The organism is Methylosinus sp. KRF6 (assembly GCF_018887255.1).
GTDB lineage: Bacteria > Pseudomonadota > Alphaproteobacteria > Rhizobiales > Beijerinckiaceae > Methylosinus > Methylosinus sporium.
The window spans coordinates 2,728,468-2,740,422 of record NZ_JAHLJF010000001.1 but is presented as its reverse complement, the minus strand read 5'-3'; the positions used below and the strand labels follow the sequence as shown (position 1 = coordinate 2,740,422).

Here is an 11,955-nt window from a genome sequence, read left to right as displayed (position 1 = left end):
CGAGACTCGGGGAGACCACCCCACACCGCGCCTTCGGCGCGACCCTCCCCCTCACAGGGGAGGGTGGAACCGCCCGCCGCTCCAGTTCTGGTCGTGCCCATGCGAAGCTCGAAAAAATCCGCCGCCCAAGCCTCTCTCGACGAGCTGTTCGACGGCAAGGTGATCTCCATTCGCGGCGCGCGCGAGCATAATCTCAAGAATGTCGATCTCGTCATTCCGCGCGACAAATTCGTCGTCTTCACCGGCCTCTCGGGCTCGGGCAAATCCTCGCTCGCCTTCGACACGATTTATGCCGAGGGCCAGCGCCGCTATGTCGAATCGCTCTCCGCCTATGCGCGGCAATTCCTCGAGATGATGCAGAAGCCGGACGTCGACCAGATCGACGGCCTCTCGCCCGCCATCTCCATCGAGCAGAAGACGACCTCGAAAAACCCGCGCTCCACCGTCGGCACGGTGACGGAGATTCACGATTACATGCGCCTGCTTTGGGCGCGCGCCGGCATTCCCTATTCGCCGGCGACGGGCCTGCCGATCGAGAGCCAGACCGTCTCGCAAATGGTCGATCGCGTGCTGGCGCTGCCGCAAGGCGCGCGGCTCTATCTGCTGGCGCCCGTCGTGCGCGGCCGCAAGGGCGAGTATAAAAAAGAGATCGCCGACTACACCAAGCGCGGCTTTCAGCGTCTGAAGATCGACGGCGTCTATTACGAGATCGCCGACACGCCGCCGCTCGACAAGAAATTGAAGCACGATATCGACATTGTCGTCGATCGCATCGTCGTGCGCTCCGACATTGCCGCACGCCTCGCCGATAGTTTCGAGACGGCGCTGGAGTTGGCCAATGGCCTCGCCGTGGTGGAATTCGCCGACAGCAAGCGCGCAGAAGGCGGCGACGCCCCGACGGCGGCGACGCCCGCCGCCTACGCCTCCACGCATTATGCGGCGGATCACATCGTCTTCTCGTCGAAATTCGCCTGCCCCGTCTCCGGCTTCACCATTCCGGAGATCGAGCCGCGACTCTTCTCCTTCAACAATCCTTTCGGCGCCTGCCCGGTCTGCAGCGGCCTCGGCCAGGAGCAGGTGATCGATCCAGATCTCGTCGTTCCCGATCCCAAGCTCTCGCTGCGCAAAGGCGCCATCGCGCCTTGGGCGAAATCATCCTCGCCCTATTATGGGCAAGCGCTGGAGTCGCTCGGCCGTCACTATAAATTCCGCATGGACACGCCGTTCGAGAAGCTCGAGCAATCGGTGCGCGACGTGCTGCTGCATGGCTCCGGCAAAGAGGAGATCCGCTTCTCCTATGACGACGGCGCGCGCGCCTATGATGTGAAGAAGCCGTTCGAAGGCGTGGTCGCCAATCTGCAGCGCCGCTTCCTCGAGACGGACAGCGAATGGGCGCGTGAAGAAATCGGCCGCTATATGTCGGCCGAGCCTTGCAAGGCGTGCCTGGGCTATCGCCTGAAGCCGGAAGCGCTCGCCGTGAAGATCGACGGCTTTCATATTGGCGAAGTGTCCGACCTCTCGGTGCGCGCGGCGCTCGATTGGTTTCGCGCTCTGCCGAAGAAGCTCGACGCCAAGCGCAATGAGATCGCGCATCGCATATTGAAGGAAATACGTGATCGCTTGACCTTCCTCGTCGATGTCGGCCTCGATTATCTGACGCTCTCGCGCGCCTCCGGCACTTTGTCCGGCGGCGAGAGCCAGCGCATTCGCCTCGCCTCGCAGATCGGCTCCGGCCTCACCGGCGTGCTCTATGTGCTGGATGAGCCGTCGATCGGCCTGCATCAGCGCGACAATGATCGTCTGCTCGACACTTTGCGCCGGCTGCGCGATCTCGGCAATAGCGTCATCGTCGTCGAGCATGACGAGGACGCCATTCTCTCCGCCGATTATGTGGTGGATGTCGGCCCCGGCGCCGGCGTGCATGGCGGTCACATCGTCTCTAAAGGCGCGCCGCAGGAGATTATGGACGATCCCAATTCGCTCACCGGCCAATATTTGACGGGCGCGAAACAAGTGACCTTGCGCCATGCGCTGCGCAAGCCCGACCCCGGCCGCTGGCTGAAGATCAGCGGCGCGCGCGGAAACAATCTCAAAAATGTCGAGGCGAAGATTCCCTTGGGCCTCTTCACCGCCGTCACCGGCGTCTCCGGCGGCGGCAAATCCACGCTCGTCATCGAGACGCTGTATAAAGCCGTGGCGCGGCGCCTCAATGGCGCGCATGAGCATCCGGCGCCCTTCGACAAGATCGACGGGCTCGAGCATATCGACAAGATCATCGACATCGACCAATCGCCGATCGGCCGCACGCCGCGCTCCAATCCCGCGACCTACACCGGCGCCTTCACGCCGATCCGCGAATGGTTCGCCGGCCTGCCGGAGGCCAAGGCGCGCGGCTATGCGCCGGGGCGCTTCTCCTTCAATGTGAAGGGCGGCCGCTGCGAAGCCTGCCAGGGCGACGGCGTCATCAAGATCGAAATGCACTTCCTGCCCGACGTCTATGTCACTTGCGACGTCTGCAAGGGCAAGCGCTACGATCGCGAGACGCTGGAAGTGAAATATCGCGAGAAGTCCATCGCCGACGTTCTCGACATGACGGTGGAGGAGGCGGCCGTATTGTTCAAAGCCGTGCCGGCAATCCGCGACAAGATGGAGACATTGAAGCGCGTCGGCCTCGATTATATTCGCGTCGGCCAGCAGGCGACGACCTTATCGGGCGGCGAGGCCCAGCGCATCAAGCTCGCCAAGGAGCTCGCACGCCGCTCCACAGGCCGCACGCTCTACATTCTCGACGAGCCGACGACGGGCCTGCATTTCCACGATGTCGCAAAATTGCTCGAAGTGCTGCACGAACTCGTCGATCAGGGCAATAGCGTCGTCGTCATCGAGCATAATCTCGAGGTCATCAAGACGGCCGATTGGATCATCGATCTCGGACCCGAGGGCGGCAATGGCGGCGGCGAGATCGTCGCCGCTGGCCCGCCCGCCGATATCGTCGCGGCGAAGCGCAGCCACACCGGCCGCTATCTCGACGAGGTGCTGAAGCGCCGTCCGCCGCGCGCGGAGAAGGCGAAAGCGGCAAAAGCGGAGAAGGAGGCGCCAGCGCCACGCCGCAAGCGCGCCGCGCAGGAGCAGTGAGACGTCAGATCGAATAGCCGCGCTTGCGCAGCTCGGATTTGAGATCGGTCTGCAACGACTCGCCGACCCTGACGCCCCAGGCTTTGCCGATCTCCATTCCGCTCTTGGCGAGCTGACCCATTTTCACGGCGAGCTTCGAGCCTGTCGGCGATTTATAGAAGCTCAGCACATCGCGAAGTTCCGCGACGCTGAAATTATCGGCATAGATGGCGGCCATCTGGTCTGTCAGCTCGTCCAGACTGGCGATGAATTTCGTCTGCATCCGCCGCGATATTTCTGCGAGATCCTTTTCGAGCTTCGGATTTTGCGTCCCGAGCAGCGATTTGATCTGCTCCATCAGCGCCGGCAGCATTTGCTTGGCCGTATCCGTCATATGCATGGCGACGAGCAGCTCCTTGGCGACGGCGATGCGCTCGCCCCTGTCGTCGGCGCGCGCCGGCGCGCCGCAGAGCGTGAGCAGCACGGCGAATGACGCGAAAAAAAGTCTCATGCAATCCTCCCGATGAAACGCGCGCATATCAAACGCCAGGACGCGCGCATATCATACGCCAGGACGCGCGCGCCCGAAAGCGCCACGGTCGAGGCTCGCGGGAGGAGAGATTGCTCAGCGCTTCGCGTCGCGGGCCGCGAAATAAGAGTCGATCTTCTCGCGCATCTCGCGCAGAAACCGCTCCTCGCCGAAGCCGAGCGCATGAGCGCGAATGCGCTCGGACGAAAATTCCATGCGCTCGAAGCGCGCGACCGCCTCAGTCAACGCGTCCACCGTCTGTGTCTCGAAGAAGACGCCTGTCTCATTCTCGACAACAGTCTCGGTCGCGCCGCCGCGGCGGAAGGCGATCACCGGACGTCCGCTCGCCATCGCCTCGAGCGGCACGATGCCGAAATCTTCCTCGCCCGGAAAGATCAGCGCGCGGCAGCGCGAATAATGCCGCATCAGAACGTCGAAAGGCTGCGGGCCGAGCACGGACACGGTCGCGCCAGCGCGACGGCGGATCGCCTCCAGATTGGCGCCGCCGCCGATCACGACGAGCTTCTTGCCGCTCGCATTGAAGGCGTCGATGGCGAGATCTGGCCGCTTATAGCCGACGAGCTCGCCGACCATCAGATAATAATCGCCGATCTCGTCAGCCGGCGCGATGGAGAAAGCGTCGGCGGCGACGGGCGGATGCACGACATCGGCAGAGCGGCGATAATAGCGCTCGACGCGATGCGCGACCGTCGTCGAATTGGCGATGAAATGATCGACGCGCGTTGCCGACAGCGCATCCCAATTGCGCAGATAATGCGCGAGCGGCGGCATCAGCAGCCGCGTGAGCCGGCCGGATTCCTCGCGATATTCATGGTACATGTTCCACAAATAGCGCATCGGCGAATGGCAATAGCAGACATGCAGCGCCTCCGGCGGCGGAATGATCCCTTTCGCGGGCCCGGACTCGCTCGAGATGACGAGATCATAGCCGCGCAGATCGAGCTGCTCGCAGGCGAGCGGCATGAAGGGCAGATATTGCCGATAATATTTCGCCGCGCGGGGAAGCGATTGGATGAAGCTGGTCGTGATCGGACGCGAGCGGATCGTCGGCGAGACGGCGGCCGGATCGATGACGTGGGTGAAGAGATCGGCCTGCGGAAACAAGCGAATCAGGGCTTCGACGACCTTCTCGCCGCCGCGCATGCCGACGAACCAATAGTGAACGATCGCCACACGCATCTATGTTCCTACCTCGACGCTCACCCACTTCGACTCTCGGACAAACGCGCAGGAGCGCGCAAACGACGAAGCCGGGCATGAGCCCGGCTTCGAGAATACAGTCGAAGTCATTAACATCCCGTGAGGATTTCGCGCGCTCAATTCTTGAGCGGCGTCTCCGGAACGCTGCGCGGACGCGCGCTGGCGCTGCGCGGCGCCTGCTCCCCCTTGCCCGCATCCTTGCCGCCGTCGCCGTCCTTCGCCTTGCGGCTCTTGCGCGGCTCGGCTCCGCTCTCCGCCGCCGACGCCCGCTTCTTGCCGGCCTCGACAATGTCGCGCTCGGGACGTGGCAGCACCGGACCCTCGGGGAAGACGAAGCCCAGCGTCTTGTCGCCGCTGTCATCCGTCACCACCACCACGCGCACGGCGCCGCCATTCTTCAGCCGGCCGAACAGCACCTCGTCGGCCAGAGGCGTCTTGATGTGCTGATGGATCACGCGGCCCATTGGACGCGCGCCCATGGCCTGGTCATAGCCATGCTCGACGAGCCAGGACCGCGCCTCGTCGGAGAGCTCGATCGTGACATTGCGGTCGGCGAGCTGCGCCTCGAGCTGCAGGATGAATTTGTCGACGACGCGGGCAATCACCTCCTCCGGCAGATGGCCGAAATGGACGATCGAGTCGAGACGATTGCGGAACTCCGGGGCGAAGAGGTGATTGATCGCCTCATTGTCCTCGGCGCTATGCGTCTTGCCGCGCGTGAAGCCGATGGGCTTCTTGGCGAGATCGGCGGCGCCAGCGTTGGTCGTCATGATGAGGATCACATTGCGGAAGTCGATCTGCTTGCCGTTGTGATCGGTCAGCTTGCCGTGGTCCATCACCTGCAGAAGGATGTTGAAGAGATCGGGATGCGCCTTCTCGATCTCGTCCAGCAGCAGCACGCAATGCGGATGCTGGTCGATGCCGTCGGTCAGCAGGCCGCCCTGATCGAAGCCGACATAGCCGGGAGGCGCGCCGATGAGCCGGCTCACCGTATGGCGCTCCATATATTCCGACATGTCGAAGCGGATCAGCTCTATGCCCAGCGAGGTGGCGAGCTGGCGCGCCGCCTCCGTCTTGCCGACGCCGGTCGGGCCGGAGAAGAGATAGCAGCCGATCGGCTTCTCGGGATCGCGCAGGCCGGCGCGGGCCAGCTTGATCGCCGAGGTAAGAGCCGTGACCGCCTTGTCCTGGCCATAGACGACGCGCTTCAAGGTCTCGTCGAGATGGGCGAGAACCTCCGCGTCGTCCTTGGAGACGGTCTTGGCGGGGATACGCGCCATGGTCGAGATCGTGGTCTCGATCTCCTTGAGGCCGATCGTCTTCTTGCGCTTGGACTCCGGCACCAGCATTTGCGCGGCGCCGGTCTCGTCGATCACGTCGATCGCCTTGTCCGGCAGCTTGCGGTCATGGATGTAGCGGGCCGAGAGCTCCACCGCGGCCTTCAGCGCCTCGGTGGTGTAGCGGATCTTGTGGAACTCCTCGAAATAGGGCTTGAGGCCCTTGACGATCTCCACCGCATCCGGGATCGACGGCTCATTGACGTCGATCTTCTGGAAGCGCCGCACCAGAGCGCGGTCCTTCTCGAAATATTGGCGATATTCGCGATAGGTGGTCGAGCCGATGCAGCGCAGCGTGCCCTGGGCCAGCGCGGGCTTCAGCAGATTGGAGGCGTCCATCGCGCCGCCGGAGGTCGCGCCGGCGCCGATCACCGTATGGATCTCGTCGATGAAGAGGATCGCATTCTTATGCGCCTCTATCTCCTTGATGACCTGCTTCAACCGCTCCTCGAAATCGCCGCGATAGCGCGTGCCGGCGAGCAGCGTGCCCATGTCGAGCGCGAAAACCGTCGCGCCGGAGAGCACTTCGGGAACCTCGTTCTGAATGATCTTGCGGGCGAGGCCTTCGGCGATGGCCGTCTTGCCGACGCCCGGATCGCCGACCAGCAGCGGATTGTTCTTCTGCCGGCGGCAGAGCACCTGCACGGTGCGCAGCACCTCGGACTCGCGGCCGATCAGCGGATCGATGCGGCCGTCGCGCGCCTTGCGGTTGAGGTTGACGCAATAAGCCTCGAGCGCGCCTTCCTTCTTGCGCTGCTCGCCCTCGCGGCCCTCGCGCCCCTCGCCCCGCTCCGCCTCGTCCTCGACGCCGCGCGGCGCGCGCGAGCCGTCCGAGAGGCCGGGCCGCTTGGCGATGCCGTGGCTGATGTAGTTCACCGCGTCATAGCGCGTCATATCCTGCTCCTGCAGGAAATAGACGGCGTGGCTCTCGCGCTCGGCGAAGAGCGCGACCAGCACGTTGGCGCCGCTCACATCCTCGCGACCGGAGGATTGCACGCTGATGATGGCGCGCTGCACGACGCGCTGGAAGCCGGCGGTCGGCTTGCAGTCGCCTGCCGATTCATTGACCAGATTGTCCAGCTCGTGATCGATATATTCGCGCAAATTTTTGGCGAGCAGATCGAGATCGACCGAGCAGGCGCGCAGCACGGCGGCGGCGTCCTGGTCGTCTATGAGGCTGAGGAGCAGATGCTCCAAAGTCGCATATTCATGATGCCGCTCCCTCGCCGAGGCGAGCGCGCGGTCGAGTGACTGCTTCAGGTTGCGCGAGAATGTCGGCATCGATCGTCCGCCCTCACTTCTTTTCCATGATGCACTGAAGCGGATGCTGGTGCTTGCGCGCATAGTCCATCACTTGCGTGACTTTCGTCTCCGCCACCTCATAGGTGTAGACGCCGCATTCGCCGACGCCGTGATTATGCACGTGCAGCATTATCCGAGTGGCTTCTTCCAGGCTCTTGTTGAAATATTTACGCAGAACGATGACCACGAACTCCTGGGTCGTGTAGTCGTCGTTGAGCAGCAGGACGCGATACATGTTGGGCCGCCGCGTCTGCGTCCGCGTGCGGGTGATCAGCGCCGTTCCCGACCCACCGTCGCCGCCGCCGCCGCTCTTTCGAGGCTCTTTCCCGGCCGCATGGGGAGACGCGCGGCGTTCCGTAGCGAAGGGAACCCGGCTGTCGAGTGTAAGATCGTCGATCACTGTCACCTCGGCTTTCCTCATTCCCCTTTCCGAAGTTTCGCCCGCGACAGGCCCGTCCGGCGTATGCGTAGCATTCTCCGTGCCGCGGGCCCCTCGCCGACTTTCGCGGCGCGGGCGAAGCGGAGAGACGCCGAGTGTTCTTTCTCGCGGGAGCATTGGCAAGACCCGAAAAGCTGAAACCGCCGAAAAAACTCCGAGGCGCGCCCCGGATGCGACGCCTCCAGCGCGCCGCCGTCCACAATACGCCTAGGACATAATGTGCCGCAGCGGCGGAACAAGTGAATGCGGCGCGAGGCGCGACCCGGCGCCGCGAATGGGTTTCCAAAGGGCGCCGCCAATAACTCGATTCCGCCCCCGCGACGGCGCACCTGTCGAAAACCACGAGCGTAAACGCGTCCTTTACCACCGCCCCCTAAAATCGCGGCCGGTCAGAAAGCGTGGCGCGCAATCAAAAGAGGCGCGAATGACGATGCTGGATCGGTTTCGGCGGGACACGGCGGGCAAGCTCGTCGAAAAAGTTGCCTTGGGTTCGGCTGTGCTGGCGCTCGCCTGCGTGCTCGGCGCCAACGTCCTGTCGGCAAAGTTACAAAACGGCGAGCTCCCGCGTCTCGCTTTTGTTCACAAAGAGGAGCGCGGCCGCGTGCAGGCGGCGGCGACGCAGCCCGCGGCGACGGCTCAGTCTCTGCATCGCATCGGCTTCGTCGGCGTGGATCACGCCGCCACCGGCTCGATCGCGCCAGGCCAAAAGGCCGTCGCGCCGGCCACGCCCTGCGGGCCCGGCACGAAATAGGGCGAAATCGAAGCGCGCGCGGCCGCTGCCCCCGCGCGCCGCTCATGATGCGCCGCGTCAATTCCATTGACATCCGACGCGTTCGGCTTCAAGCATGGCGCGCGTCTTGCTCCCCAGACGACGAGCAGAACGCCAGCGGAACACAAACGTCATTTGCGACGGTCCCGCCTCTCGAGGACGACGCGCGCCCCCGCGGCACACGCGCGCCCTTCCCTTGCCAAATGTCATGAAAGCCGCGACCAGGACAATTGATGACCTTCGACGAACTCGGCCTTTCCCAAAAGGTCCTCGCGGCCGTTGAGGCGTCCGGCTACACCAAGCCGACGCCCATTCAGGAACAGGCCATTCCTCCGGCGCTGCAGGGGCGCGACATTCTGGGCATCGCCCAGACGGGCACAGGCAAGACGGCGGCGTTCACGCTGCCCATGCTGTGCCGGCTCGAGCAGGGCCGCGCCCGCGCACGAATGCCGCGCACGCTGATTCTCGAGCCGACGCGCGAGCTCGCCGCGCAGGTCGAGGCGAGCTTCGCCAAATATGGCGCGAATCACAAGCTCAATGTCGCGCTGCTGATCGGCGGCGTCTCCTTCGGCGATCAGGAAGCCAAGATCATGCGCGGCGCCGATGTGCTGATCGCGACGCCCGGCCGCCTGCTCGACTTCTTCGATCGCGGCAAGCTGCTGCTCACCAATATCGAGATCCTCGTCATCGACGAGGCCGATCGTATGCTCGACATGGGCTTCATCCCGGACATAGAGCGCGTCTGCAAGCTGGTGCCCTTCACGCGGCAGACTTTGTTCTTCTCCGCGACGATGCCGCCGGAGATCACGCGCCTCACCGAGGCCTTTTTGCACAATCCTGTACGAGTCGAGGTGGCGCGCGCCTCGACGACGGCGGCGACCATCCGCCAGGCGCTGGTCGCCACCCATGGCCACGCCGAGAAGCGCGAGACGCTGCGCCGGATCATCCGCGGCGCGGACAGCTTCAAAAACGCGATCATCTTCTGCAATCGAAAGCGCGATGTCGCCATATTGCATCGCTCGCTCGACAAGCACGGCTTTTCCGCCGGCGCGCTGCATGGCGATATGGACCAGCTCGCGCGCATGGCCTCGCTCGACGCCTTCAAGAATGGCGACGTCAATCTCCTCGTCTGCTCCGACGTCGCGGCGCGCGGCCTCGATATTCCCGACGTCAGCCATGTCTTCAATTTCGACGTGCCGACGCATAGCGAGGATTATGTCCATCGCATCGGCCGCACCGGCCGCGCCGGCCGCTCGGGCACGGCCTTCACCCTCGTCACCGACGACGACCGCAAATATCTCGATCAGATCGAGACGCTGATCGGCAAGAAGATCGATTGGGAGGGCCCCGGCCTCGACGAGTTGCCGCCGCCCTCCGAAGCGCCTGCCCGTGAATCGCGCGGACGCGGGCGCTCGCGCAGCAGCGGCGAGCGGAGCGGCCGACGCGCCGCGCCAGAACGCGAGGCCAGAACAGAGCGTGAAGCAAGGTCCGAGCGTGAGCCGCGTCGCGAGGCCCGGCAGGAGCGTGAGCCGCCTCGAGAGCGCGCTCCCCGTCAGGAGCGCGCCGCCCAAGATCGCGAGGCGAGACCAGAGCGGGAGGCGAGGCCGCCGGCCAGGCCGGCCCGTCCCGAGCGGCCGCCGACCTATGGCGATCGGCGCGACCGCCGGCCGACGCGCCAACCGGAGGACGACGGGCCGCCGGTCATCGGCCTCGGCGACCATATTCCATCCTTCCTGCTGCGCCCTGTGGTGCTCAAGCCGGCCAAGGTCGGGGACGAATAAGGCGTTTTCACTCAGCCGGCGAGCGCCTCGACGACGAGATCGAGCATCTGCTCTATGTCCGGATCGGCGTGAACGTCGCCGGACGGCTCGATCCGCACCATGGGGATTCCTCGCGAGCAATGGCGCAGGCAGCTGCGCCGCACGCAGGCGATTTCGCCGGCGGCGATCCCTTTGCCGAAATCGAAGTCGAGCGCCTCGCTCAAGCGCTCGTGCAGCGCGCTCCCGCGTCCCTCGCGGTCGCAAACGTCTCCGACGCAGACGACGAAGCGTATCAGCGGCGGCTCGGTCATTTCGGTCCTCTGGCTCTGATCGCGGCCGACCCTCGAGATGCAATCATCGTGTCCCTTCGCTCCGTGTCCCCTCGGCGGGGACGCATGAAGGCGCCTCAGGCGCGATGATACGGATGTCCGGCGAGAATGGTCGTCGCCCGATAGATCTGCTCGGCGACGAGAATGCGCACGATCTGATGCGGCAGCGTCATGCGCCCGAAGGAAAAGACCGCGCCCGCCTTCTCCCGCACCGCAGGCGCCAGCCCCTCCGAGCCGCCGATGGCGAACCACAGCGATTTCGCGCCTTTGTCACGTTGGCTCGCGACCATGGCGGCGAAATCGGCGCTGCTGGCGGCGGTCCCACGCTCGTCGAAGACGACGAGCTTTGCGCCGGCCGGCAGAGCGGCGAGCAGTCCTTCGCCCTCCTGCGCCATGCGCTCGGCCGGATTGCGCGCCCTGCTCTCGTCGATTTCCTGAAGATCGAGCCCCGCGAGCCCGAGATTTCGCATCGCCGCGATGCGGGCGGCGTAACGCGCGTAGAGATCGCGCTCCGGGCCGGCCTTGAGCCGCCCGACACAAAGAATTCCGAGACGCATGTCCCCTTACGGACATTCGCGTCGAGGCGAACGCCGCCCTGTCTCGTTTCGCCCCCAGCGGCGCCGCTTTTAGACCGCGCGCAGCTCGCTCGGCCGCGCGCCGCCCCACATTTTCTCGAGGTTGTAGAACTGGCGCACCTCGGGCCGGAAAATGTGGACGATGACGTCGCCCGCGTCGATCAGCACCCAATCGCACTGCGGCAAACCCTCGACGCGCGGAGCGACGAGACCGGCCTCCTTGCAGGCTTTGAGCAGCTTGTCGGCGATGGCGCCGACATGCGTGGTCGAGCGGCCGGTCGCGATGACCATGTCATCGGCGATCGACGTCTTGCCGCGCAGATCGATGGAGATGACGTCCTCGGCCTTGGAGTCGTCGAGGCTGGTGAGGACTTTTTGGACGATGGAGCCGGCGATCTGGCCGATCGGCCCGGAAGCCGGCTGAGACGGCGCGCGCGCCGCCCCGGGAAGACTTGTCGTCAGCTTGTGACCCTCATGCTTCGCGGCGCTGGCGCCGCGTTTCTCAAGATGTGCCGTTTTGAGCCCGAATGCAACCGCGCAGAAGCGCGCGCGGGAGCGAAAGCGCGCGGCAAAGACGGCG

At 64.7% G+C, this 11,955-nt stretch carries 10 protein-coding genes; 3 read left to right on the top strand and 7 right to left on the bottom strand.

The genetic code is table 11. The annotated features are described in order from the left end of the window. Window positions 1-99: 99 nt before the first annotated feature. Window positions 100-3,135: an excinuclease ABC subunit UvrA gene (gene uvrA, locus KP010_RS13110; RefSeq protein ID WP_142861466.1), complete on the top strand. Its 3,036-nt coding sequence runs from the start codon at window positions 100-102 to the stop codon at window positions 3,133-3,135. A 4-nt stretch (window positions 3,136-3,139) separates the two neighbouring features. On the opposite strand, the gene KP010_RS13105 is transcribed toward uvrA, so the two are convergent. The 4 genes from KP010_RS13105 to clpS all read right to left on the bottom strand — a co-directional run bounded on the left by KP010_RS13105 (window position 3,140) and on the right by clpS (window position 7,924). Then, window positions 3,140-3,625, bottom strand: a complete 486-nt coding sequence (locus KP010_RS13105; RefSeq protein WP_185966377.1) for a DUF2059 domain-containing protein — start codon at window positions 3,623-3,625, stop codon at window positions 3,140-3,142. Window positions 3,626-3,739: 114 nt separating this feature from the next. Beyond that, window positions 3,740-4,843: a glycosyltransferase gene (locus tag KP010_RS13100; protein ID WP_142861468.1), complete on the bottom strand. Its 1,104-nt coding sequence runs from the start codon at window positions 4,841-4,843 to the stop codon at window positions 3,740-3,742. Window positions 4,844-4,980: 137 nt separating this feature from the next. Beyond that, a complete protein-coding gene (clpA, locus tag KP010_RS13095; RefSeq protein WP_142861469.1) occupies window positions 4,981-7,482 on the bottom strand; it encodes an ATP-dependent Clp protease ATP-binding subunit ClpA in 2,502 nt (833 codons plus the stop codon). A gap of 13 nt (window positions 7,483-7,495) precedes the next feature. Then, a complete protein-coding gene (gene clpS / locus KP010_RS13090; protein WP_108917527.1) occupies window positions 7,496-7,924 on the bottom strand; it encodes an ATP-dependent Clp protease adapter ClpS in 429 nt (142 codons plus the stop codon). Between the two features lie 442 nt (window positions 7,925-8,366). Between clpS and KP010_RS13085 the strand changes: the two genes are divergently transcribed. Together KP010_RS13085 and KP010_RS13080 are read left to right on the top strand one after the other, a co-directional pair. Next, window positions 8,367-8,693, top strand: coding sequence for a hypothetical protein (locus tag KP010_RS13085; protein WP_142861470.1), 327 nt, complete (start codon window positions 8,367-8,369; stop codon window positions 8,691-8,693). Between the two features lie 251 nt (window positions 8,694-8,944). Further along, on the top strand, window positions 8,945-10,492 hold the full coding sequence (locus tag KP010_RS13080) for a DEAD/DEAH box helicase (protein WP_108917526.1): 1,548 nt from the start codon (window positions 8,945-8,947) through the stop codon (window positions 10,490-10,492). An 11-nt stretch (window positions 10,493-10,503) separates the two neighbouring features. Here KP010_RS13080 and KP010_RS13075 read toward each other — a convergent pair whose 3' ends face one another. From KP010_RS13075 to rsfS, 3 genes are all read right to left on the bottom strand, one after another. Beyond that, window positions 10,504-10,782: a (2Fe-2S) ferredoxin domain-containing protein gene (locus KP010_RS13075; RefSeq protein WP_142861471.1), complete on the bottom strand. Its 279-nt coding sequence runs from the start codon at window positions 10,780-10,782 to the stop codon at window positions 10,504-10,506. Window positions 10,783-10,877: 95 nt separating this feature from the next. Next, entirely contained in the window at window positions 10,878-11,357 is a 480-nt protein-coding gene (gene rlmH / locus KP010_RS13070; RefSeq protein WP_142861472.1) for a 23S rRNA (pseudouridine(1915)-N(3))-methyltransferase RlmH, read from the bottom strand. Window positions 11,358-11,426: 69 nt separating this feature from the next. Further along, complete coding sequence (rsfS, locus tag KP010_RS13065) at window positions 11,427-11,771, bottom strand: ribosome silencing factor (RefSeq protein WP_108917559.1); 345 nt, start codon at window positions 11,769-11,771, stop codon at window positions 11,427-11,429. Between the last annotated feature and the right edge of the window lie 184 nt (window positions 11,772-11,955).